The organism is Hominiventricola sp. (genome assembly GCF_057604405.1).
In genome coordinates, this window is sequence record NZ_DBLYVB010000002.1 from 152920 (window position 1) to 175902 (window position 22983).

The 22983-nt window shown below is 47.1% G+C and carries 25 protein-coding genes; all 25 read left to right on the plus strand.

Annotation, left to right across the window (positions count from 1 at the left end; genetic code table 11):
- The first annotated feature begins 8 nt into the window (after positions 1–8).
- The 25 genes from fliB to lepB all read left to right on the plus strand — a co-directional run bounded on the left by fliB (position 9) and on the right by lepB (position 22979).
- Positions 9–1232, plus strand: coding sequence for a flagellin lysine-N-methylase (gene fliB, locus ACZMB2_RS02840; protein WP_487595416.1), 1224 nt, complete (start codon positions 9–11; stop codon positions 1230–1232).
- Complete coding sequence (add, locus tag ACZMB2_RS02845; RefSeq protein ID WP_487595417.1) at positions 1229–2200, plus strand: adenosine deaminase; 972 nt, start codon at positions 1229–1231, stop codon at positions 2198–2200. The genes fliB and add overlap by 4 nt, the downstream gene beginning before the upstream one ends.
- 82 nt (positions 2201–2282) lie before the next feature.
- Positions 2283–3368 (plus strand): BMP family lipoprotein, encoded by a 1086-nt coding sequence (locus ACZMB2_RS02850; RefSeq protein ID WP_487595418.1) that lies wholly within the window; start codon positions 2283–2285, stop codon positions 3366–3368.
- A gap of 194 nt (positions 3369–3562) precedes the next feature.
- Positions 3563–5089: an ABC transporter ATP-binding protein gene (locus ACZMB2_RS02855; protein WP_487595467.1), complete on the plus strand. Its 1527-nt coding sequence runs from the start codon at positions 3563–3565 to the stop codon at positions 5087–5089.
- The gene (locus ACZMB2_RS02860; protein ID WP_487595419.1) at positions 5082–6149 is read left to right on the plus strand and encodes an ABC transporter permease; all 1068 of its coding nucleotides are present in this window, start codon (positions 5082–5084) and stop codon (positions 6147–6149) included. The genes ACZMB2_RS02855 and ACZMB2_RS02860 overlap by 8 nt, the downstream gene beginning before the upstream one ends.
- Before the next feature lies 1 nt (position 6150).
- Positions 6151–7086, plus strand: coding sequence for an ABC transporter permease (locus tag ACZMB2_RS02865; protein WP_487595420.1), 936 nt, complete (start codon positions 6151–6153; stop codon positions 7084–7086).
- A 241-nt stretch (positions 7087–7327) separates the two neighbouring features.
- The gene (locus tag ACZMB2_RS02870) at positions 7328–8047 is read left to right on the plus strand and encodes a Crp/Fnr family transcriptional regulator (RefSeq protein ID WP_487595421.1); all 720 of its coding nucleotides are present in this window, start codon (positions 7328–7330) and stop codon (positions 8045–8047) included.
- Positions 8048–8049: 2 nt separating this feature from the next.
- Positions 8050–8826, plus strand: coding sequence for a uridine phosphorylase (gene udp, locus ACZMB2_RS02875; RefSeq protein WP_118769852.1), 777 nt, complete (start codon positions 8050–8052; stop codon positions 8824–8826).
- Between the two features lie 42 nt (positions 8827–8868).
- On the plus strand, positions 8869–10413 hold the full coding sequence (locus ACZMB2_RS02880; RefSeq protein WP_487595422.1) for a YjjI family glycine radical enzyme: 1545 nt from the start codon (positions 8869–8871) through the stop codon (positions 10411–10413).
- A complete protein-coding gene (locus tag ACZMB2_RS02885; protein WP_487595423.1) occupies positions 10414–11256 on the plus strand; it encodes a YjjW family glycine radical enzyme activase in 843 nt (280 codons plus the stop codon).
- A 42-nt stretch (positions 11257–11298) separates the two neighbouring features.
- A complete protein-coding gene (locus ACZMB2_RS02890) occupies positions 11299–12825 on the plus strand; it encodes an ABC transporter ATP-binding protein (RefSeq protein ID WP_487595467.1) in 1527 nt (508 codons plus the stop codon).
- Entirely contained in the window at positions 12818–13885 is a 1068-nt protein-coding gene (locus tag ACZMB2_RS02895; RefSeq protein ID WP_487595419.1) for an ABC transporter permease, read from the plus strand. The genes ACZMB2_RS02890 and ACZMB2_RS02895 overlap by 8 nt, the downstream gene beginning before the upstream one ends.
- 1 nt (position 13886) lies before the next feature.
- Positions 13887–14822: an ABC transporter permease gene (locus ACZMB2_RS02900; protein ID WP_487595420.1), complete on the plus strand. Its 936-nt coding sequence runs from the start codon at positions 13887–13889 to the stop codon at positions 14820–14822.
- A gap of 15 nt (positions 14823–14837) precedes the next feature.
- Positions 14838–15548: a purine-nucleoside phosphorylase gene (gene deoD / locus ACZMB2_RS02905; RefSeq protein ID WP_118769848.1), complete on the plus strand. Its 711-nt coding sequence runs from the start codon at positions 14838–14840 to the stop codon at positions 15546–15548.
- A gap of 27 nt (positions 15549–15575) precedes the next feature.
- Positions 15576–16241, plus strand: coding sequence for a deoxyribose-phosphate aldolase (gene deoC, locus ACZMB2_RS02910; RefSeq protein WP_487595424.1), 666 nt, complete (start codon positions 15576–15578; stop codon positions 16239–16241).
- Between the two features lie 31 nt (positions 16242–16272).
- Complete coding sequence (locus ACZMB2_RS02915) at positions 16273–16692, plus strand: cytidine deaminase (protein ID WP_487595468.1); 420 nt, start codon at positions 16273–16275, stop codon at positions 16690–16692.
- 231 nt (positions 16693–16923) lie between these two features.
- Positions 16924–18114, plus strand: coding sequence for a phosphopentomutase (locus ACZMB2_RS02920; protein ID WP_487595425.1), 1191 nt, complete (start codon positions 16924–16926; stop codon positions 18112–18114).
- A 126-nt stretch (positions 18115–18240) separates the two neighbouring features.
- The gene (ylxM, locus tag ACZMB2_RS02925) at positions 18241–18576 is read left to right on the plus strand and encodes a YlxM family DNA-binding protein (RefSeq protein WP_118769855.1); all 336 of its coding nucleotides are present in this window, start codon (positions 18241–18243) and stop codon (positions 18574–18576) included.
- On the plus strand, positions 18577–19935 hold the full coding sequence (ffh, locus tag ACZMB2_RS02930) for a signal recognition particle protein (RefSeq protein WP_487595426.1): 1359 nt from the start codon (positions 18577–18579) through the stop codon (positions 19933–19935).
- A gap of 78 nt (positions 19936–20013) precedes the next feature.
- Positions 20014–20259, plus strand: a complete 246-nt coding sequence (rpsP, locus tag ACZMB2_RS02935; protein WP_118769857.1) for a 30S ribosomal protein S16 — start codon at positions 20014–20016, stop codon at positions 20257–20259.
- 34 nt (positions 20260–20293) lie between these two features.
- A complete protein-coding gene (locus ACZMB2_RS02940) occupies positions 20294–20524 on the plus strand; it encodes a KH domain-containing protein (RefSeq protein ID WP_487595427.1) in 231 nt (76 codons plus the stop codon).
- 105 nt (positions 20525–20629) lie between these two features.
- The gene (gene rimM / locus ACZMB2_RS02945) at positions 20630–21139 is read left to right on the plus strand and encodes a ribosome maturation factor RimM (protein ID WP_308459878.1); all 510 of its coding nucleotides are present in this window, start codon (positions 20630–20632) and stop codon (positions 21137–21139) included.
- The gene (gene trmD / locus ACZMB2_RS02950; protein WP_487595428.1) at positions 21139–21870 is read left to right on the plus strand and encodes a tRNA (guanosine(37)-N1)-methyltransferase TrmD; all 732 of its coding nucleotides are present in this window, start codon (positions 21139–21141) and stop codon (positions 21868–21870) included. Before rimM ends, trmD begins: the two co-directional genes overlap by 1 nt.
- Positions 21871–21958: 88 nt before the next feature.
- Positions 21959–22306, plus strand: a complete 348-nt coding sequence (gene rplS / locus ACZMB2_RS02955; RefSeq protein ID WP_118769861.1) for a 50S ribosomal protein L19 — start codon at positions 21959–21961, stop codon at positions 22304–22306.
- An 82-nt stretch (positions 22307–22388) separates the two neighbouring features.
- Positions 22389–22979 (plus strand): signal peptidase I, encoded by a 591-nt coding sequence (gene lepB / locus ACZMB2_RS02960; RefSeq protein ID WP_487595429.1) that lies wholly within the window; start codon positions 22389–22391, stop codon positions 22977–22979.
- Positions 22980–22983 lie beyond the last annotated feature (4 nt).

Genomic DNA, 22983 nt, shown 5'->3' on the forward strand with positions numbered 1-22983 from the left:
GGATAAAGATGGAATATACGTATCCAAGTTATTTTTATGATTTTCAATGTGAAGCGTCTGCGTGTAAGGACACCTGCTGTGCCGCATGGGAGATTATGATTGATCCCGTGTCATTAAAAAAATATAAGAAGTATCCGGGATCTTTTGGAAGCAGGCTGAAAAACTGCATCAACTGGAAACGGAAATCTTTTGAACAGTGTGAAGGGCGCTGTGCTTTTCTCAATGAGGAAAATCTGTGCGATATTTACACGGAAGCGGGAAAGGAAATGCTTTGTAAGACCTGTACCCGTTATCCGAGGCATTATGAGGAATACGAGAATCTAAGAGAGATTTCTCTTTCTTTATCCTGCCCGGCGGCAGCCCGCCTGATACTGGGGACTGACAAACCCATGACCTTTGACGGTTCGTTTCGGAAAACACCGGAAGAAGAGTATGAGGAATTTGATTTCTTCTTATTTACTAAATTGGAAGAAATCAGAGACTATCTTTATGAAGTGGTACAGAACCGGGAGTTGGATATCCGGCATAGGATGGCTTTGGTTCTGGCATCCACTCATGACCTGCAGTCCCGTATTACCCGTTCCATGCTCTATGAAGTGGACGATCTGCTGGAAAAATATCAGAAGCCGGCATTTGCGGAAAAAGCAATGAAACGGTTTGTAAAGCACTATGGAATGATAGAAAGCCGCCGTCAGGTGATGCGTGCCATGATGCATCGCCTGCACCGACTGGAAGTGATGAGACCCCAATGGACAGAGTTTCTGCATAAGCAGGAGCATCGGCTTTATGGAGAACTTTCACCGGAAACTTATGGGGAAATCTGTCGGGAATTCGACGGATATATGAAAGAGCGGGAATACGAATATGAACAGTTATTAATGTATTTCCTGTTTACCTATTTTTGTGGAGCAGTTTATGATGAAAATGCCTTTGGTAAGGTAAAATTTGCGGTTGTCTGTACATTATTGATTCGGGAACTGGGGATGGGCTTGTGGCTGGAAAAGGATAAGACGTTTACGTTAGAAGATCAAATTGATGTGGCACACTGCCTGTCCAGAGAGATCGAACACTCGGATCCGAATCTGAATCTTCTGGACGAAATGATGGAAGAAGAGGAATTGTTCACGCTGGAACGCCTGCTGTCCGGAATTCTGGGTGAGATGGAGGAAACCCGGGAGCCGGTCTGTGAACAATTGGAAGAAGAAAAGAAGGAAGAGGATACGGAAGTATGAATCAGGAAATTTTAAAAATGCCGAAAGTGGAACTTCACTGCCATCTGGACGGCTCTCTGACACTGGCAAGCGTGCGGGAAATTCTGGGAAAGGATATTTCGCCGGAAGAACTGCAGGTGCAGCCGGACTGTCAGAATCTGGCGGAATATCTGCAGAAATTTGACCTGCCAATCCAGTGTCTGCAGACGCCGGAGGGCATCAAAAAAGCCAGCAGGAATTTTTTACTGGATGTGGCAAAAGAAAATGTCCGCTATGTGGAAGTGAGGTTTGCTCCCACCTGTTCTGTGAATGATCACATGAATTATGGAACGGTGATCGAGTCGGTGCTGGACGGACTGAAAGAAGCCAAAGAGCAGTGCGGAACATTTTATAATGTCATTGTCTGCGCCATGCGGCATCATGATCTGGAGACGAACCTTGCCATGTTAAAGGGTTGCCGGGAATTTTTAGGAGAAGGCGTCTGCGCGGCGGATCTGGCAGGAGATGAGGCAGCATGGCCTATGGAAAAGTTTGTGGAGCTTTTTAAGGAAGCAAAGAAACTGGAATATCCGTATACCATCCATGCAGGAGAGTGCGGAAGAGCAGAGAACATTCTGGGCGCAGTAGAACTGGGTGCTGCGAGAGTGGGCCACGGCATTGCTATGGGCAGACGGAAAGATATCATGGATGTCTGCAGAAGACACAGAACCGGCATTGAGATGTGTCCGGTGAGCAACCTGCAGACCCATGCAGTGAACAGCTGGGAGCAGTATCCCATCAGGGAATTCCTGGAAGAAGGACTTTTGGTAACATTAAATACCGATAACCGTACTGTCAGCGGAACAACCCTTTCCAGGGAGATGGAAGAGGTACAGAAACACTGTGGAATCCCATTGGAGGAATTCTATCGGATAGAGCGTAATGCGGTGGAAGTGGCTTTTGCCGATGACAGCGTGAAACATGAATTATGGAAAATGATGAGAGCTTGAAAAATATTTCTTTTCATTTGTGCAGATTGATGGTATTATAGAATAAGGTGAATAGCCGAAAAAGAAAAAAGGAGAGAAACATATGAAAAAGAAAATGCTGGCTGTATTGTTAGCTGGTGCTATGGTGGCATCCCTGACTGCTTGCGGAGGAAGCAATTCTGCTGATACTGCAGATACTACCAAAACTGAGGAGAGCGGAGATAGCGCTGAGGCTGCTGACACCAAAGATGCTTCTGAGTTCAAAGTAGGTCTGATCACTGACGTAGGTGGTGTAAACGATGGTTCCTTCAACCAGTCTTCCTGGGAAGGACTTGAGAGAGCAGGCGAGGAGCTTGGTGTGACTGTTAACTATCTGGAATCCGCTACTGACGCTGACTATGCTCCGAACTTGGAGACTTTTGTTGATGAGGATTATGATCTGATCATCAGCGTTGGCTACATGCTTGCCGATGCAACGAGAGCTGCAGCAGAAGCTAACCCGGATACCAAATTTGCTATCATCGATGATTCTTCCATCGATCTTGACAACGTAACCAGCCTTATCTTCCATGCAGAGCAGGCTTCCTATTTGGTAGGATATGTAGCTGGTCTGACTACCAAGACCAACAATATTGGTTTTGTAGTTGGTATGACCAACGAGACCATGAACCAGTTCGGTTATGGTTATTGTGCAGGTGCTATTGATGCGAACCCGGATATCACCGTACAGCAGTTCAATGCAAACTCTTTCGCTGATTCCGCTACCGGTAAGACCATGGCAAATACTGCTATTACCAAAGGCGCTGACATCGTATTCCAGGCAGCAGGCGCTACCGGACTTGGTGTTATTGAGGCTTGCCAGGAGGCAGGGGTTTATGCAATCGGTGTTGACTCTGACCAGTCCAGCATTGCTCCGGACACGGTTCTGACCTCTGCTATGAAGAGAGTCGACAACGCAGTATACGAAGCAGTTCAGGAGCTCATCGACGGAACTCTTGAAGGCGGCATTAAATCCTTCGACCTGGCAGCAGGCGGTGTTGATATCGCTCCGAGCCAGGATCTGATTGCTCCGGAAGTAATCACTGCAGTTGATGAAGTAAAAGAGAAAATCGTCAGCGGTGAAGTGGTTGTTCCGGATGACAAAGAGTCCTTCGAGGCAAAATATGGTGATGTATATCAGTTAGATTAATTCTGACGGTAAACTGAATATCCAACAATGTGGTGCGGGGTCTGCGTATATGCGGACCCCGTAAGCACATACGGAATTTTCTGAGATTGCCACATGTCTTCGATAGAGAGGAAAATCCACGGGTTTTCCTGTCTACGGAAGACATGCCGATTCTACATATACAGGAGGAAAGAAACGTGGGAAGAACAAGCCATATGGATGAGAGTAAAGTCGTCATTCAGATGAAAGACATCGTGAAAAAATTTGGCGATTTTACAGCAAATGACCACATCAATCTGACCGTGCACAAAGGAGAGGTGCATGCGATTTTGGGTGAGAACGGAGCCGGAAAGAGTACCATGATGAATGTACTCTGTGGTCTGTACAAACCGACCAGCGGACAGATTTTTATCAATGAGAAGGAAGTTCATTTCAACAGCCCCAAGGATGCCATTGATATCGGGATCGGTATGGTGCATCAGCACTTTATGCTGATCCAGCCCTTTACGGTAACTGAGAACATCATTCTTGGAATGGAGCCGACGAAAGGACTTACCATTGATAAGGAGACGGCCAAGGAGAAAGTGATGGAACTGTCGGAGCGTTACGGAATGAAAGTAGATCCGGATGCGAAGGTAGAGGACATCTCCGTCGGCATGCAGCAGCGTGTAGAGATCTTAAAGGTTCTGTACCGCGGAGCGGAGACGCTAATCCTTGATGAGCCGACGGCTTCCCTGACCCCCCAGGAGATCGAAGGCCTGATGGAGATCATTGACAATCTGACCGCAGATGGCAAGAGCGTTATCCTGATTACCCATAAGCTGAAAGAGATCACAGCTTCCTCTGATAACTGTACCATTATCCGTCAGGGTAAATACATTCAGACGGTGAAGGTAGCAGACGTCAATGAAAATGAGCTGGCAGCCATGATGGTAGGCCGTGACGTAAACTTCAAAGTCGACAAGAAGGACCAGGAGCCGGGCGAAGTGGTTCTTGATATCGAAGACCTTCATGCAAAGGATTATCGTGGTGTCGAGATCCTGAAAGGCTTCCATCTGAATGTCAGACGCGGTGAGATTGTTGGCCTGGCAGGTGTAGATGGAAACGGACAGACGGAGCTGGTAGAAGTACTGACCGGACTCCGGAAAGCAGAATCCGGAAAAGTGACCATGCTTGGCAAAGATGTCTTCAATAAGACACCAAAGGAGACTTTTGAGAGCGGTATTTCCAGTATTCCGGCAGACCGTCAGAAACATGGCCTGATTCTGGAGTTCTCCAATGAGGACAACCTGATTCTGCAGCATTTTGAGGAAGAACCCTATTCTTCTCATGGTATTCTGAACCGGAAAGCCATCAAAGAACATGCAGAAGAACTGATTGAGAAATTTGATGTGCGTCCGAGAGGCTGTGCGGAATCTCCGGCAGGTACCCTGTCCGGCGGAAATCAGCAGAAAGTCATCATTGCCCGCGAGGTAACCAATGACAAAGAGCTTCTGATTGCAGTTAACCCGACCCGAGGCCTTGATGTAGGAGCAATCGAGTTTGTACATAAATATCTGGTAGAGCAGAGAAACAAGAACCGGGCGGTTCTACTGGTTTCCTTCGAGCTGGATGAGATCATGAGCCTGTCTGACCGGATCGAGGTTATCTTTGACGGCCAGATCACCGGAAGCGTAGCGGGTAAGGACGCAGATGAGAAAGAACTTGGATTTATGATGGCAGGAGGAAAGACAAATGAATAAAAAGAAAAGCATTCTGGAAAGTAATGTACTCTATACCATCATTGCGATTATAGCCGGTCTTCTGATCGGAGCGGTGTTCCTGATGATTGCAGGTATCAGTCCGGCTGTGGCATACGGAAAACTGTTCAGCAGTATTTTCAGCAAGCCGAAATATCTGGTATGGACGCTTGTTTATGCAAGCCCGCTGATCTTTACCGGTCTGAGTGTAGCCTTTTCCTTCAGAACAGGTGTATTCAACATTGGTGCAGAGGGACAGTTCGTCATCGGCGGACTGGTGGCCTGTGTACTGGGAATCGTATTAAAGCTTCCGGCAGGGCTTCATGCCATTGTATGTCTGGTGGCAGCTGCAGCAGCCGGCTGCATCTGGTCCCTGATCGTCGGAGCCCTGAAAGTAAAAAGAGGCATTCATGAAGTATTATCCTTCATCATGTTTAACTGGATTGCCTTCTACCTCTCTAACTATGTAGTAAATCTTCCGGGTATCCATCGTGACAGCAGTGAAGCAACCCAGGATGTGGCAGCTTCTGCAAGACTGCTGATGCCGGAAGGACTGCGCAGCACTCTGGACTGCAGCAATGCCCACTGGGGAATTGTACTGGCAGTCATCGCGGCAGCGATTATCTGGGTCATCATTGAGAAGACGACCCTTGGTTATAAACTGAAAGCCGTTGGTTTTAACAGCAATGGCGCGGAGTATGGAGGAATTGATGCCAACAAATCAATCCTGACCGCCCTTGGAATTTCCGGACTGTTATCCGGTCTTGGCGGAGCCGTGCAGGTACTTGGTATGGCAGGACGTCTCAGTCAGTTTGCCGGACAGGAAGGCTTCGGGTTCGAAGGAATTACGGTTGCCCTTATCGGATCTTCCAATCCTATTGGATGTATTTTCTCCGGACTTTTCTATGGAGCTATGAAATACGGCGGATCCAAGCTTAGTATTGTAAAAGCACCTTCTGAGGTTGTTGATATCATCATGGGATGCATCGTTTTGCTGATTGCCATCGCCCATGTATTTAAAGTATTCGTGCTGAAAGCAGCAAAGAAGAAGGAGGCAAAATAAGATGAATGAATTAATAAAAGACCTTGGACTTCTGATCAATGCGACCCTGATCGCAACCCCGCCCCTTCTGCTGGCGGCACTTGGTTCCTGTTTTTCCGAGCGAAGCGGAGTGGTCAACATCGGTATTGAGGGAATGATGACCATCGGTGCTTTCACCGGAGCGGTTATGGGGCTGACCACCGGAAACGGCTGGATCGCATTCCTTTGTGCAGGACTGGCGGGCGCACTGTTCGGACTGATCCACGCATTTGCATGTATTTCCTGCCATGCAGACCAGACCATTGCCGGTACGGCGATCAACTTCTTAGGACCTGGACTGGCACTGTTCCTCTGCAAGGCGATGTACAATAACTCTTCCGATACACCGGCGATGGATCCCAGCTGCAAGCTGCCGAAACTCTTTGAGGGTGTGTTCCCGACCGGTTCTTTCTGGAGCAACGTACTGAATGTCTATGCAGTGGCATATCTGGTATTTATTCTGGCATTTATTTGCTGGTTTGTATTTTACAAAACAAGATTCGGAGCTCACTTAAGAGCTGTCGGGGAACATCCGGAAGCATGTGAATCCCTGGGTATTGACGTATACAAGGTTCGTTACATCTGTGTGATTCTGTCCGGATTTCTGGCCGGGCTTGGCGGAGCCTTTGTCACGCTGGCAACCATTAACCAGTTCCGTCCAAGCGTAATCGTAGGACAGGGCTTCATTGCGATTGCAGCGGTTATTTTTGGAAAGTTCTCCCCGGAGGGAGCAACGAAGGCATGCCTGCTCTTTGGCCTTTGCAGTGGTATCAAATCCCTGGCATCCCAGAGCAATATGGTATCCCCGAACCTGATTTCCATGATTCCGTATGTGGTAACTATCGTGGCACTGGTGCTGTTCGTGGGAAAAGCCCACACACCGGCAGCCAACGGCAAGATTTTTGTGAAGTCTAAATAAATAATAAAAGCGCTCTAAAACTGACAGCTGTCCTTTCCGGCTGTCAGTTTTTTTGCGCCTGTAGATATGGTGATTATAGACAAAAACAGGCTTTGGGTTTTGGTAATAGTCATGAAAAAATTCTAAAAGTGACAAATGGCAAGAAAAAGAATGAAGAAAGGACATTTGTCCTTTCTTGCCTGTGAGAAATGTGGTATAAATAAAGTAGAAATAAAAGAGGAAATGGATAAATTAACGAAAAATGAGTGAAGCAGATGAAATCATTCGAAAACTGAATACGGAACAGCGAAATTACCTGAACCGTTACTTTGCTCATGCACCGGAGAGCGTGACAGGAAGCATGCAGGTAATACGGATGCCGGAGGGGACGACCTTCATACAGGAAGGAACACCGGTAGACAAGGTATATATCCTTCTGAAAGGATGTGTCTCGGCAGTGGATTACCGGGTGCGGGAAACGGTTTATGGATTCTGTCATTTTGATCCCATCGAGACTTTCGGAACTATGGAAATTCTGGGACATATGAATCAGTATCGAACCACGCTGGCGACCACGCGGGACAGCTTGTTTTTAAAGATACCGAGAGATGCCTTTGAGAAATGGATTTTGAAAGATGTGGATGCACTTCAGATGGAGACAGAACGAATCATCGGCTATCTGTTGGATCAGTCCAGAAAAGAGCGGCTTTACGTGCTGCTTCCGGGTAATGAAAGAGTTTATCTCATCCTTGCCAATTTATATGAGACATATGGAAAGTTCGACACCTACAGCGTCTATATGAGTCGAAAAGATTTTTCAGAAGTTACAGGATTATCGGAACGGACGATCACCAGAGCATTGAAGGAGCTGGAGGAGAAAAAACTTATCACCAGAAATGGCTGGAATATTGTGATGACATGGAAACAATATAAACAGATTAAAGAACTAATGAAAGATCAGATTAACGAAATGGGGGAATGACAATGAAATATTCAGAGAATCCGGATAAACAGTATCACATTCAGGTAGGCGAAGGAGAAGTCGGAAAATACGTAATCCTTCCGGGAGACCCGAAGCGCTGTGCCAAGATTGCTGCTTACTTTGATGATGCAAAACTGGTGGCAGACAGCCGCGAATATGTGACTTACACTGGTTACCTTGACGGTGTGAAGGTAAGTGTTACATCCACCGGTATCGGCGGTCCGTCCGCATCCATTGCCATGGAAGAACTGGTAAAATGCGGAGCAGATACCTTCGTCCGTGTTGGTACCTGCGGAGGCATGCAGCTGGACGTAAAGAGTTCTGACGTAGTGATCGCCAGCGGTGCCATCCGTATGGAGGGAACCAGTAAAGAATATGCACCCATCGAGTTCCCGGCATTGGCAGATATTGATATTGTAAATGCATTACGGTCTGCTGCAAAGGAACTGGGACAGACCTCCCATGTGGGAGTGGTGCAGTGCAAGGATGCATTTTACGGGCAGCATTCACCGGAGACTATGCCGGTCAGCTATGAACTCCTGAACAAATGGGAGGCATGGAAACGCCTTGGATGTCTGGCATCCGAGATGGAGTCTGCAGCACTGTTCATCGTAGCAAGCACCCTGCATGTGCGCTGCGGATCTGTATTTCTGGTAATGGCTAACCAGGAGAGAGAAAAACAGGGCCTGGATAATCCGGTAGCCCATGATACGGATATGGCCATCCGTGTGGCTGTGGAAGCAATCCGCAAGCTGATCAAAGAAGACGCTGAGAAATAAAATTACACTACATGTTTATACCACGAGGAGGAAACTATTATTATGCGTGACATTTCTATGGAAAGAGTCAATGAAACAAGAAAAAATATTCTGGACATTATTGAGAGCGCAACGCTCACCCATGAGCAGAAATTAACCTGCTTGGCTAATCAGGCAGATTCCCTGATGGAAGTACTGGATCTTCCGGAAGGTCTGGATGAGCTTCTGAACGTACCCATCGATCGCAAATGTATCTGCGATCTGTCTGAGGGCCATGCTCCCATGCGTCCGCGTTACATCATCCCGGATTATGCAAAATTCCTGAAAGAAGGAAGCAAATTCCTTCAGCTGGACCCGCCGACGGATCTATATGAGGCACTGAACAGCCTGATGATTTTCTACAAACATGTACCGAGCGTTACCAACTATCCGGTATATGTTGGTCAGCTGGACGAACTGCTGGAGCCGTACATTGACACCGTGGATGAGGCACAGGCAAAGAAAATGCTGAAACTCTTCCTGATCCAGATGGACCGTACCATTTTAGATTCCTTCTCCCATGCAAATATCGGACCGAAAGCTACCAAGACAGGACGTCTTCTTCTGGAAGCAGAGAAAGAACTGGAAAATGCAGTTCCGAACTTGAGCTTCAAATATGACGAGGATATTACTCCGGATGATTTTGCACTGAAAGCCATCGACTGTGCAATGCACAGCGCAAAACCGAGCTTTGCAAATCATAAAATGTTCAAGAGTGAGCTGGGCGAGAATTATGTCATTGCCAGCTGCTACAACGGACTTCTGCTGGGGGGCGGCGCTTACACCCTCTGCCGTCTGGTGCTTGGAAATATTGCCAAGAGAGCAAAAAATATTCAGGACTTCAAGGAAAGAGAACTTCCGTACGTACTGGATATTATGGCACGTTATATGGATGCCAGAATCAAATTCGAAGTAGAGGAGAGTGGATTCTTCGAGAACAACTTCCTGGCTAAAGAAGGATTCATTCACAGAGACCGTTTCTCCGGTATGTATGGACTGGTAGGTCTTGCAGACTGCGTCAATATCCTGTTTGAAAAAGAGGGGATCAAGGGACGTTTCGGACATGATGAAGCAGCGAATGATCTTGGTGTGGAAATCATGGAGATTATCAAAGAATTCAATCTGAACCATAAAAATAAATACTGTGAAGGAACCGGCGGACATTTCCTTCTCCATGCACAGGTAGGTCTGGCAGAGGATGAAAACGTCACACCGGGAACCAGAATCCCGATCGGTGAGGAGCCGGAAGAGCTCATTGACCAGCTGAATGTCCTGAAAAAATTCCATAAATACTTCACCTCCGGTACCGGAGACATCTTCCCGATCGACATGACGGTTCATCGGAATCCGGAGTATGTACTGGATATTATCAAAGGTTCCTTCAAGATGGATCTCCGTTATCTGTCCTTCTATTCCAGTGACAGTGATGTGATTCGTGTAACCGGATATCTGGTAAAACGCTCCGAGCTGGAAAAACTGGCAAACGGCGAGGCAGTGCTTCAGGATACCACGGCACTGGGACTGGGAGCTGCCAGAAACGGACATATTCTGGAGAGAAAGGTACGTTAAATGAAAGCAGTAGTGAACCGGATCATCCCCTTCAGCAGTGTGGATGGTCCGGGTAACCGGACGGCAATCTTTCTGCAGGGATGTAATATCAACTGCAAATATTGCCACAATCCGGAAACGAGAAAAATGTGTGTGCAGTGCGGCACCTGCGTGAAAAACTGCCCGGCAGGGGCACTGTCCATGGGAACAGACCAAAAAGTGAAGTTTGATCCCGCGAAATGTGTGCAGTGTGACACTTGTATCCATGTCTGTCCCAATGACAGTTCACCGAGAACCTGTGAGATGACTCCGGAAGAAGTTTACGAGAGAGTAAAAAAACAGATTCCGTTTATCCGGGGAATCAGCGTCTCAGGAGGGGAATGCATGCTGCAGCCGGAATTTTTAACGGAACTGTTTCGGCTGGCAAAGAAGGATGGACTGGGAACACTGATCGACAGCAACGGTATGGTGCCATTTGAAAACTATCCGGAGCTGATGGAAGTGGCAGACGGCGTGATGCTGGATATCAAGGCATTTGAAGCCGAAGAACATAAGAAAGTAACCGGATATACCAATGAGATGGTACTTCAGAATGCCGTTTATCTTGCAAAGACATCTAAGCTTTATGAGGTAAGGGCTGTCATTGTGCCGGATCTTTATGATACAGAAAAAAGTGTACGGGAGATTGGAGATTTTCTGGCACCTTATCTGAAAATCAATGATATTCGTGTAAAGATTATTGCGTATCGTCCCATGGGTGTGAGAGAAGAATATTCTCATTTTCAGGTGCCGGGGCAGGATTATCTGGCACATCTTGGAAAGATTATGGAAGAAAAAGGGTTTACGCACGTAACACTTATTTAATGAGAAAGCAGGAGGGAACAAGCTGTGGCAAGAACAAGCCATATGGATGAGAGTAAAGTCGTCATTCAGATGAAAGACATCGTGAAAAAATTTGGCGATTTTACAGCAAATGACCACATCAATCTGACCGTGCACAAAGGAGAGGTGCATGCGATTTTGGGTGAGAACGGAGCCGGAAAGAGTACCATGATGAATGTACTCTGTGGTCTGTACAAACCGACCAGCGGACAGATTTTTATCAATGAGAAGGAAGTTCATTTCAACAGCCCCAAGGATGCCATTGATATCGGGATCGGTATGGTGCATCAGCACTTTATGCTGATCCAGCCCTTTACGGTAACTGAGAACATCATTCTTGGAATGGAGCCGACGAAAGGACTTACCATTGATAAGGAGACGGCCAAGGAGAAAGTGATGGAACTGTCGGAGCGTTACGGAATGAAAGTAGATCCGGATGCGAAGGTAGAGGACATCTCCGTCGGCATGCAGCAGCGTGTAGAGATCTTAAAGGTTCTGTACCGCGGAGCGGAGACGCTAATCCTTGATGAGCCGACGGCTTCCCTGACCCCCCAGGAGATCGAAGGCCTGATGGAGATCATTGACAATCTGACCGCAGATGGCAAGAGCGTTATCCTGATTACCCATAAGCTGAAAGAGATCACAGCTTCCTCTGATAACTGTACCATTATCCGTCAGGGTAAATACATTCAGACGGTGAAGGTAGCAGACGTCAATGAAAATGAGCTGGCAGCCATGATGGTAGGCCGTGACGTAAACTTCAAAGTCGACAAGAAGGACCAGGAGCCGGGCGAAGTGGTTCTTGATATCGAAGACCTTCATGCAAAGGATTATCGTGGTGTCGAGATCCTGAAAGGCTTCCATCTGAATGTCAGACGCGGTGAGATTGTTGGCCTGGCAGGTGTAGATGGAAACGGACAGACGGAGCTGGTAGAAGTACTGACCGGACTCCGGAAAGCAGAATCCGGAAAAGTGACCATGCTTGGCAAAGATGTCTTCAATAAGACACCAAAGGAGACTTTTGAGAGCGGTATTTCCAGTATTCCGGCAGACCGTCAGAAACATGGCCTGATTCTGGAGTTCTCCAATGAGGACAACCTGATTCTGCAGCATTTTGAGGAAGAACCCTATTCTTCTCATGGTATTCTGAACCGGAAAGCCATCAAAGAACATGCAGAAGAACTGATTGAGAAATTTGATGTGCGTCCGAGAGGCTGTGCGGAATCTCCGGCAGGTACCCTGTCCGGCGGAAATCAGCAGAAAGTCATCATTGCCCGCGAGGTAACCAATGACAAAGAGCTTCTGATTGCAGTTAACCCGACCCGAGGCCTTGATGTAGGAGCAATCGAGTTTGTACATAAATATCTGGTAGAGCAGAGAAACAAGAACCGGGCGGTTCTACTGGTTTCCTTCGAGCTGGATGAGATCATGAGCCTGTCTGACCGGATCGAGGTTATCTTTGACGGCCAGATCACCGGAAGCGTAGCGGGTAAGGACGCAGATGAGAAAGAACTTGGATTTATGATGGCAGGAGGAAAGACAAATGAATAAAAAGAAAAGCATTCTGGAAAGTAATGTACTCTATACCATCATTGCGATTATAGCCGGTCTTCTGATCGGAGCGGTGTTCCTGATGATTGCAGGTATCAGTCCGGCTGTGGCATACGGAAAACTGTTCAGCAGTATTTTCAGCAAGCCGAAATATCTGGTATGGACGCTTGTTTATGCAAGCCCGCTGATCTTTACCGGTCTGAGTGTAGCCTTTTCCTTCAGAACAGGTGTATTCAACATTGGTGCAGAGGGACAGTTCGTCATCGGCGGACTGGTGGCCTGTGTACTGGGAATCGTATTAAAGCTTCCGGCAGGGCTTCATGCCATTGTATGTCTGGTGGCAGCTGCAGCAGCCGGCTGCATCTGGTCCCTGATCGTCGGAGCCCTGAAAGTAAAAAGAGGCATTCATGAAGTATTATCCTTCATCATGTTTAACTGGATTGCCTTCTACCTCTCTAACTATGTAGTAAATCTTCCGGGTATCCATCGTGACAGCAGTGAAGCAACCCAGGATGTGGCAGCTTCTGCAAGACTGCTGATGCCGGAAGGACTGCGCAGCACTCTGGACTGCAGCAATGCCCACTGGGGAATTGTACTGGCAGTCATCGCGGCAGCGATTATCTGGGTCATCATTGAGAAGACGACCCTTGGTTATAAACTGAAAGCCGTTGGTTTTAACAGCAATGGCGCGGAGTATGGAGGAATTGATGCCAACAAATCAATCCTGACCGCCCTTGGAATTTCCGGACTGTTATCCGGTCTTGGCGGAGCCGTGCAGGTACTTGGTATGGCAGGACGTCTCAGTCAGTTTGCCGGACAGGAAGGCTTCGGGTTCGAAGGAATTACGGTTGCCCTTATCGGATCTTCCAATCCTATTGGATGTATTTTCTCCGGACTTTTCTATGGAGCTATGAAATACGGCGGATCCAAGCTTAGTATTGTAAAAGCACCTTCTGAGGTTGTTGATATCATCATGGGATGCATCGTTTTGCTGATTGCCATCGCCCATGTATTTAAAGTATTCGTGCTGAAAGCAGCAAAGAAGAAGGAGGCAAAATAAGATGAATGAATTAATAAAAGACCTTGGACTTCTGATCAATGCGACCCTGATCGCAACCCCGCCCCTTCTGCTGGCGGCACTTGGTTCCTGTTTTTCCGAGCGAAGCGGAGTGGTCAACATCGGTATTGAGGGAATGATGACCATCGGTGCTTTCACCGGAGCGGTTATGGGGCTGACCACCGGAAACGGCTGGATCGCATTCCTTTGTGCAGGACTGGCGGGCGCACTGTTCGGACTGATCCACGCATTTGCATGTATTTCCTGCCATGCAGACCAGACCATTGCCGGTACGGCGATCAACTTCTTAGGACCTGGACTGGCACTGTTCCTCTGCAAGGCGATGTACAATAACTCTTCCGATACACCGGCGATGGATCCCAGCTGCAAGCTGCCGAAACTCTTTGAGGGTGTGTTCCCGACCGGTTCTTTCTGGAGCAACGTACTGAATGTCTATGCAGTGGCATATCTGGTATTTATTCTGGCATTTATTTGCTGGTTTGTATTTTACAAAACAAGATTCGGAGCTCACTTAAGAGCTGTCGGGGAACATCCGGAAGCATGTGAATCCCTGGGTATTGACGTATACAAGGTTCGTTACATCTGTGTGATTCTGTCCGGATTTCTGGCCGGGCTTGGCGGAGCCTTTGTCACGCTGGCAACCATTAACCAGTTCCGTCCAAGCGTAATCGTAGGACAGGGCTTCATTGCGATTGCAGCGGTTATTTTTGGAAAGTTCTCCCCGGAGGGAGCAACGAAGGCATGCCTGCTCTTTGGCCTTTGCAGTGGTATCAAATCCCTGGCATCCCAGAGCAATATGGTATCCCCGAACCTGATTTCCATGATTCCGTATGTGGTAACTATCGTGGCACTGGTGCTGTTCGTGGGAAAAGCTCACACACCGGCAGCCAACGGCAAGATTTTTGTGAAGTCTAAATAAGAAAGGAGAACAAACATGTCCAACACACCAACTGCGCACAACAGCGCCAAAGCAGGCGATTTCGCTAAAACCGTACTGATGCCCGGAGATCCATTGAGAGCAAAATACATTGCAGAGACGTATCTCGAGAATCCGAGACAGGTAACTGCAGTCAGAAACATGTTTGGATATACCGGAACTTACAAAGGAAAAGAGATTTCCGTTATGGGCGGAGGCATGGGTATGCCTTCCGTCGGAATCTATTCCTATGAGCTGTTTAACTTCTATGATGTAGATCAGATCATCCGTATTGGTTCTGCAGGAGCCCTGCAGGATCATCTGAAACTGATGGATGTAGTCATCGGCATGGGTGCCTGCACGGATTCCAACTATGTATATCAGTATGGCCTTCCGGGAACTTTTGCTCCGATCGCAGATTATGACCTGCTGAACAGAGCCGTTGAGACTGCAAAACGTCAGGGTACCAATGTAGTCGTTGGAAATGTCCTTTCTTCTGACGTATTTTACAATGCGAACCCGAATGTCAATGATCTGTGGCGCAGCATGGGTGTACTGGCTGTGGAGATGGAAGCGGCAGCTCTGTATATGAATGCAGCAAAAGCAGGTAAGAAAGCCCTCTGTATGCTGACCATTTCTGACCATTTGTATACCAACGAGTTCTTAAGTGCAGAAGACCGTCAGCTGGGATTTGGCAAGATGATGGAGATTGCACTGGAACTGGCATAATAATAAAGACGGGGAGAATTTATAAGAATGGATGTAAAAGAGATTTTAAAACATGTCGATCATACACTGCTGACGCAGACTGCTACCTGGGCGGAGATCAAACAGATCTGTGATGATGCAATTACCTATGGAACCGCTTCTGTATGTATTCCGCCTGCTTATGTAAAACAGGTAAAAGAATATGTACAGGATAAAATGGCAGTCTGCACCGTGATTGGTTTTCCGAACGGATACATGACCACCGCGGCAAAAGAGTTTGAGACCAAGGATGCACTGACAAATGGCGCAGATGAGATTGATATGGTCATCAATATCGGTTGGGCAAAAGACGGCAAATTTGACTGCATCGAAGAGGAAATCCGTACGCTCAAAAAAGCATGCGGTTCCAAAATACTGAAAGTCATCATCGAGACCTGCCTGCTCACCGATGAAGAAAAAATCCGTATGTGTGAAGCAGTGACAAAAGCAGGGGCTGATTATATTAAAACATCTACCGGATTTTCCAAAGCAGGTGCAACTTTTGAGGATATCAAACTGTTTTCCGAGCATATCGGACCGAATGTGAAGATGAAGGCAGCTGGAGGAATTTCTTCTCTTGACGATGCAGAAAAGTTCCTTTCTCTGGGTGCGGACCGTCTGGGAACCAGCCGTATTATCAAACTGGTGAAACAGGAAGAGGCAACTGGATATTAAGGAAAGGATTGTTTGAGGTTGTATGAAAGAGCTGGAAAAGAAGCAGATTGAAGAAATGATTGATAAAGCTATCAATATGATGGATTATTCCTACGTACCTTATTCTCATTTCCATGTGGGAGCGGCTCTGCTGGCAAAGAACGGAACTGTCTATGGCGGCTGCAATATTGAAAATGCAGGCTATACTCCAAGCAACTGTGCGGAGAGAACGGCATTTTTCAAGGCAGTCAGCGAGGGCGTGCTGGAATTTGATGCTATCTGTGTTGTGGGCGGTATGAATAAAGAACTGAAAGAATATGCAGCTCCATGTGGTGTCTGCCGTCAGGTTATGATGGAGTTCTGTGATCCGGAAGAGTTCCAGATCATTCTGGCAACCGGAAAAGAGCAGTATGAAATCTTCACACTGAAAGAGCTTCTTCCGCTTGGATTCGGACCCAATAATCTGAAATAATTAATTTTATTCAGGCATTATTTACATGCAGCCCAGCACTTGGAAGTGACAGGCTGTGAGCGGAACCGCTCGCGCTAAGTCCTCGATCCAGCGGTACTAACATTCGAACATCGCTGACTGCTCGTTCTCATGAAGTACCGGGACTGCGGACGTTTCTTTCACAGGCTGTCACCTTCCAAAGCAGCTGGCTGCTTTTCAAAACGTAATTCTAACGTGATAGGAGAATGCGACATGGAAAAATTTAAGAGAGTTTTTGTAGTTGTCATGGATTCCCTAGGAGTCGGTGCAATGCCGGACTCTGCGGATTTCGGTGACATCGGTGTCAATACTCTGGGGCATATTTCAGAATCTGTCGACACCTTTGAGATCCAGAATCTCCAAAGATTGGGAATGGCAAATATTACTCCGTTAAAGCAAGTTGCACCGACGGATCATCCGCTGGCTTACTACGGCAAGCTGCGGGAGAAGAGTCGCGGAAAAGATACCATGACCGGACATTGGGAAATGATGGGACTGGAAGTGACCAAACCATTCCAGACCTTTACCGAGACCGGATTCCCGCCGGAACTGATTAAAGAATTGGAAGAGCGTACCGGGCATAAGGTCATCGGCAATAAGAGTGCCAGCGGCACGGAAATTCTGGATGAACTGGCAGAAGAAGAAATTGCAACAGGACATATGATCGTGTACACCTCTGCCGATTCCGTCCTTCAGATTTGCGGAAATGAGGAGACCTTCGGTCTTGATGAGCTGTACCGTTGCTGTGAGATTGCCAGAGAACTGACCATGAGAGACGAGTGGAAAGTGGGCCGTGTGATTGCAAGACCGTATGTCGGCAAGAAAAAAGGCGAGTTCAAGCGTACCAGCAACCGTCATGACTATGCATTGAAACCCTTTGGTCCGACCGCGCTGAATGCAATGAAAGATGCAGGCCTTGATGTCATCTCCATCGGAAAGATCAATGACATTTTCGTGGGAGAGGGCATTACGGAGGCATATAAGTCCAAGAGCTCCGTTCACGGCATGGAACAGACCATCGATGTGGCAAAGAAAGATTTCCACGGACTCTGCTTCGTTAATCTGGTAGATTTCGATGCTCTGTGGGGACACAGAAGAAATCCGTCAGGCTACGCACAGGAGATTGAGAAATTCGATGTAAACCTGGGAGTCCTTCTTGATACTCTGCGTGAAGACGACCTTCTCATTATCACCGCAGACCATGGAAACGATCCGACCTATACCGGAACCGACCACACCAGAGAAAAAGTACCGTTCCTGGCATACTCCAAAGCAATGAAAGGCAGCGGAGAACTCCCGGAGACCGATACCTTTGCCATCATTGGTGCTACTATAGCAGATAATTTCGGTGTAAAAATGCCGGAAGGAACCATTGGATATTCCATTCTGGATAAACTTAAATAGGAAATAACAGATGATGAAGGCCGCTTCTCGGATAAGGAGCGGCCGCTTTTTGCGAAAAATCAACTTGTCAAGAAAAAACACTTGACACCACTACCCGAATCGTGTAAGATACACAAGGTGACAACGATGGAAGAGATTCTGAGACAGACGCTTTTATATGATTTTTATGGTGAGCTTTTGACAGAGCATCAGAAGCAGGTATATGAAGATGTGGTACTGAATGATTACTCCCTAAGCGAGGTAGCCCAGTCCTTAAGCATCAGCCGACAGGGCGTGCATGATATGGTCAAGCGTAGCACACGGCTTCTGAATGAATATGAAGAGAAGCTTCATCTGGTGGAACGCTTTGTGGATCTCCGCGGAAAAGTGGGAGAGATACATAAGCTTACCGAAAATGAAAAAGACGATCCGTCCATGCAGAAGATCGGACAGATCGCAGCCGAGATCCTGGAGGAGCTATAGATGGCATTTGACAGTTTATCAGAAAAACTACAGAACGTATTTAAGAACCTTCGGGGTAAAGGAAGACTGACCGAGGCCGATGTAAAAGCAGGTCTGAAAGAAGTCAAACTTGCACTTCTGGAAGCGGATGTAAGTTTCAAAGTAGTAAAGCAGTTCATCAAAGCGGTGGAGGAAAGGGCAGTCGGTACGGACGTGCTGGAAAGCCTGACACCGGGGCAGACCGTCATCAAGATTGTAAATGAAGAGATGGTCAAGCTGATGGGAAGCGAGACGACAGAGATTAAGCTTCGCCCTTCCAACGAGATTACGGTTATTATGATGACTGGTCTTCAGGGAGCAGGTAAGACGACTACCGCAGCAAAGCTGGCCGGAAAGTTCAAGATCAAAGGCCGCAAGGTATTGTTGACAGCCTGTGATGTGTACCGCCCCGCAGCTATTAAGCAGCTGCAGGTCAATGGTGAGAAGCAGGGCGTGGAAGTATTTTCCATGGGAGATCAGAACAAGCCGGTGGATATTGCAAAGGCTGCCGTGGAACATGCGAAAAAGCATGGAATGAGCGTTGTCATTCTGGATACCGCAGGACGTCTTCACATTGATGAATCCATGATGGAAGAGCTTGTGGAGATCAAGGAAAATGTCAATGTCGATTACAGTATTTTGGTTGTGGATTCCATGACTGGACAGGATGCAGTAAATGTAGCTTCCACTTTCGTGGATAAGGTAGGCATTGATGGTGTGATCCTTACCAAGCTGGATGGTGATACCCGTGGTGGTGCGGCACTTTCCATCCGCGCAGTGACCGGAAAACCGATCCTCTATATCGGCATGGGTGAGAAACTCTCCGATCTGGAACAGTTCTATCCGGACCGTATGGCATCCCGAATTCTTGGCATGGGTGATATTCTGACCATGATTGAGAAGGCGCAGGAGTCCATTGACGAAGAGCAGTCCAAGAAGATGGTTCAGAAGATGAAGAAAAACCAGTTCGACTTCGAGGATTATCTGGAAAGTATGCGGCAGATGAAGAAGATGGGCGGTATTGGCGCTCTCTTAAGCATGATGCCGGGGATGGGCGGCGCGCAGATGAAGCAGCTGGAAGATGCTGTGGATGAGAAGAAGATGGCCCGTATTGAGGCAATGATTCTTTCCATGACCGTCAAGGAACGTCAGAATCCGTCGATTCTGAATCCATCCAGAAAGCGCAGAATTGCCAACGGCGCAGGTGTGGATATCAGTGAAGTCAACCGTCTGGTAAAACAGTTCGAGCAGAGCAGAAAGATGATGAAGCAGATGCCGGGACTGATGGGCGGCAAAGGTAAATTTGGTAAAAAAGGAATGTTCGGCAAATTACCCTTCTAGGGAACAGATGCATCCGGATTTTCCGTTTACAATATAGAATATAAACTACAATACATTTATTTAATGGAGGAAGAAACAATGGCAGTAAAGATCAGATTAAGAAGAATGGGACAGAAAAAGGCACCGTTTTACAGAGTAATCGTAGCAGATTCCAGATCCCCGCGTGACGGACGTTTCATCGAGGAGATCGGAACTTATGATCCGAACAACGATCCGAGCACTTTCAACATCAACGAAGAGGCAGCTAAAAAATGGCTTGCAAACGGCGCTCAGCCGACCGAGATGGTTGGAAAACTGTTTAAACTGGCAGGAATCACCAAATAAGTTCTTTTCTTAAGGACACCACGGAGGTGGAAGTATGAAAAAACTGGTAGAGGTGATTGCAAAGTCACTGGTTGACCATCCGGATGAGGTGGTTGTCACCGAGACGGAAAAGGAAAATGCTACAATCATAGAACTTCACGTAGCAGCAGACGATATGGGTAAGGTGATCGGCAAACAGGGCCGTATTGCAAAAGCCATCCGTTCTGTCGTGAAGGCAGCAGCTTCCAAAGACGATAAAAAAGTAGTAGTAGAGATCGTACAGTAATTAACGGTCGCGGACAGGACGCCGTGACCGGAAGCTCCGGGCCGATAGGCTTGTGGGTTCCCGGTTCTCCGGCGTCCTTTCATTATTATCATGGAGAACGTATTGATGGAAGATTTTTTAAGAGTTGGTGTGATCTCTTCCACGCATGGTGTGCGCGGAGAGGTTAAAGTATTTCCAACGACAGATGATCCGACCAGATTCAAGAAGTTAAAGGAAGTGATTCTGGATACCGGAAGAGAAAAGAAAACGTTGGAAATTGAACAGGTAAAATTTTTCAAAAATCAGGTCATTCTGAAGTTTAAGGGCTTCAATAATATAGATGAAATCATGCCTTACAAGGGCAAAGATCTGCTGATTCCGAGAGAGAAAGCTGTGCCGTTGGGAGAGAATGAGAATTTTATTGCGGATCTCATCGACATGGAAGTAGTAACGGACGAAGGCAAGGCTCTGGGAACCTTAATCGACGTCATGGAGACAGGAGCCAATGATGTCTATGTGGTAGAGACTTCTGATGGTGAGGAGATCCTGCTTCCGGCCATCCGAGACTGCATTCTGGATGTGAATGTAGAAGAAAAACGCATGACGGTTCATGTGCTGGAGGGATTGCTGGACTAATGAATTTTCATGTTTTAACACTGTTTCCGGATATGATCCGAGACGGATTTCAGACAAGTATTACAGGAAGGGCGGTAGAAAAAGGACTGTTGAGTCTGGATACCGTCAATATTCGTGATTTTTCCGTTAATAAACATAACCGGGTCGATGATTATCCCTATGGCGGAGGCGCCGGTATGGTCATGCAGGCAGAACCGGTTTATCTGGCTTATCAGTCGGTTGCTGAAAAGCTCCCGAAGAAGCCGAAGGTCCTGTATATGAGCCCCCAGGGAAAAGTCTTCAACCAGAGGATGGCAGAAGAATTGGCACAGGAGGAGGAAATTGTCTTCCTGTGCGGTCATTATGAAGGTATTGATGAACGGGTGCTGGAAGAGATTGTTGATGAAGAAGTGTCCATTGGTGATTATGTGCTGACCGGAGGTGAACTTCCGGCACTGGTCATTATGGATGCGGTGTCCCGCCTGGTGGGCGGTGTGCTTCATAATGAAGATTCGGCGGAATTTGATTCGTTTCATGATAATCTGCTGAAGTATCCCCAGTACAGCCGTCCGGAAGTGTGGCGCGACAAAGCAGTGCCGCCCATCCTGATGTCCGGCCATCATGCTAATGTGGAGAAATGGAGAAGAGAGCAGTCTTTGATCCGTACTTTGGAGCGAAGACCGGATTTGCTGGAAAATGCAAATCTTACAAAACAAGATAAAAAATTCCTTGCCAAGTTAAAAGAAGTATGATAGAATAAAATGCGTTGTGAGAAAAAGGAGATGGTCCTCTGTTACCGGAAGGGTATTAAGAACATCGAAGTGAATAAGGAGGAACACAATGAACGAGATTATTAAGAGCCTTGAGGCTGCACAGCTGAAAGCAGAAGTACCGAGCTTTAGCGTAGGAGATACTGTAAAAGTATACGCAAAGATCAAAGAGGGTAACCGCGAGAGAATTCAGGTATTCGAGGGAACCGTACTGAAGAAACAGGGTGGAAGCAACAGAGAAACCTTCACTGTTAGAAAGAATTCCAACGGTATCGGCGTAGAGAAAACCTGGCCGCTGCATTCCCCGAACGTAGAGAAAGTAGAAGTTGTTCGTCATGGTAAAGTAAGACGTGCAAAACTGAACTACTTAAGAGACCGCGTTGGTAAAGCAGCAAAGGTTAAAGAGCTTGTAAAATAATTACGGCGGTGAATAAGCTGTGAATGTGAGGGACATATACGAGAGTATTATGTCCCTTTTTTTACCTAAGGAGGCAGAACGCTTGAGAAAAAGAAAAGGACTCAGTTTTTACAGAAGAAGAAAGCGAATTCAGGCTTCTGCGGTTCAGGAGATTCTTTTGTGGGCAGGGGAGTGTATTCTGGCATTTGCCATTGGCTGCATTCTCGTTTTCTATTTTATGACGGCACTCACCTGTATCGGCCAGGCCATGGAACCGTCCATCCACAGCGGCGATACGGTGCTGGTCAATCGATTCAGTTATCTTTTGTCGGCACCAAAACAGGGAGATGTAGTGGTATTTAAACCAAATGGAAATACAAACTCTCATTATTATATGCGTAGAGTCATTGCCGCTCCGGGGGATAAGGTTCAAATTAAAGATGGCTTTATCTATGTAAATGGAGATCTCTTTGAAACCGGACTTGGCAGTGAACAGATGGATTATGCCGGTGTGGCAGAGGATGAGATTACGATAGGAACCGGAGAGTATTTTGTGTTGGGAGATAACCGAAATCAGAGTGAGGACAGCCGTAATGCAGATATAGGTAATGTAAAGACAGAAGATATTTATGGAAAAGCCTGGTTCGTCAGCTTTCCCTGGGAGAATTTCGGACCGATTCCCAAAGGGCAATAGAAAA

What these genes read in the sequence shown, in the direction of transcription:
- ACZMB2_RS02865 (WP_487595420.1), top strand. Translation starts at nt 6,151, where the DNA reads ATGAATGAATTAATAAAAGACCTTGGACTTCTGATCAATGCGACCCTG.
- ACZMB2_RS02940 (WP_487595427.1), top strand. Translation starts at nt 20,294, where the DNA reads ATGAAAAAACTGGTAGAGGTGATTGCAAAGTCACTGGTTGACCATCCG.
- deoC (WP_487595424.1), top strand. Translation starts at nt 15,576, where the DNA reads ATGGATGTAAAAGAGATTTTAAAACATGTCGATCATACACTGCTGACG.
- ACZMB2_RS02855 (WP_487595467.1), top strand. Translation starts at nt 3,563, where the DNA reads ATGGATGAGAGTAAAGTCGTCATTCAGATGAAAGACATCGTGAAAAAA.
- ACZMB2_RS02885 (WP_487595423.1), top strand. Translation starts at nt 10,414, where the DNA reads ATGAAAGCAGTAGTGAACCGGATCATCCCCTTCAGCAGTGTGGATGGT.
- rplS (WP_118769861.1), top strand. Translation starts at nt 21,959, where the DNA reads ATGAACGAGATTATTAAGAGCCTTGAGGCTGCACAGCTGAAAGCAGAA.
- trmD (WP_487595428.1), top strand. Translation starts at nt 21,139, where the DNA reads ATGAATTTTCATGTTTTAACACTGTTTCCGGATATGATCCGAGACGGA.
- rimM (WP_308459878.1), top strand. Translation starts at nt 20,630, where the DNA reads ATGGAAGATTTTTTAAGAGTTGGTGTGATCTCTTCCACGCATGGTGTG.
- ACZMB2_RS02900 (WP_487595420.1), top strand. Translation starts at nt 13,887, where the DNA reads ATGAATGAATTAATAAAAGACCTTGGACTTCTGATCAATGCGACCCTG.
- ACZMB2_RS02895 (WP_487595419.1), top strand. Translation starts at nt 12,818, where the DNA reads ATGAATAAAAAGAAAAGCATTCTGGAAAGTAATGTACTCTATACCATC.
- rpsP (WP_118769857.1), top strand. Translation starts at nt 20,014, where the DNA reads ATGGCAGTAAAGATCAGATTAAGAAGAATGGGACAGAAAAAGGCACCG.
- udp (WP_118769852.1), top strand. Translation starts at nt 8,050, where the DNA reads ATGAAATATTCAGAGAATCCGGATAAACAGTATCACATTCAGGTAGGC.
- ACZMB2_RS02890 (WP_487595467.1), top strand. Translation starts at nt 11,299, where the DNA reads ATGGATGAGAGTAAAGTCGTCATTCAGATGAAAGACATCGTGAAAAAA.
- deoD (WP_118769848.1), top strand. Translation starts at nt 14,838, where the DNA reads ATGTCCAACACACCAACTGCGCACAACAGCGCCAAAGCAGGCGATTTC.
- fliB (WP_487595416.1), top strand. Translation starts at nt 9, where the DNA reads ATGGAATATACGTATCCAAGTTATTTTTATGATTTTCAATGTGAAGCG.
- ylxM (WP_118769855.1), top strand. Translation starts at nt 18,241, where the DNA reads ATGGAAGAGATTCTGAGACAGACGCTTTTATATGATTTTTATGGTGAG.
- ACZMB2_RS02860 (WP_487595419.1), top strand. Translation starts at nt 5,082, where the DNA reads ATGAATAAAAAGAAAAGCATTCTGGAAAGTAATGTACTCTATACCATC.
- add (WP_487595417.1), top strand. Translation starts at nt 1,229, where the DNA reads ATGAATCAGGAAATTTTAAAAATGCCGAAAGTGGAACTTCACTGCCAT.
- ACZMB2_RS02920 (WP_487595425.1), top strand. Translation starts at nt 16,924, where the DNA reads ATGGAAAAATTTAAGAGAGTTTTTGTAGTTGTCATGGATTCCCTAGGA.
- ACZMB2_RS02870 (WP_487595421.1), top strand. Translation starts at nt 7,328, where the DNA reads ATGAGTGAAGCAGATGAAATCATTCGAAAACTGAATACGGAACAGCGA.
- ffh (WP_487595426.1), top strand. Translation starts at nt 18,577, where the DNA reads ATGGCATTTGACAGTTTATCAGAAAAACTACAGAACGTATTTAAGAAC.
- ACZMB2_RS02880 (WP_487595422.1), top strand. Translation starts at nt 8,869, where the DNA reads ATGCGTGACATTTCTATGGAAAGAGTCAATGAAACAAGAAAAAATATT.
- ACZMB2_RS02850 (WP_487595418.1), top strand. Translation starts at nt 2,283, where the DNA reads ATGAAAAAGAAAATGCTGGCTGTATTGTTAGCTGGTGCTATGGTGGCA.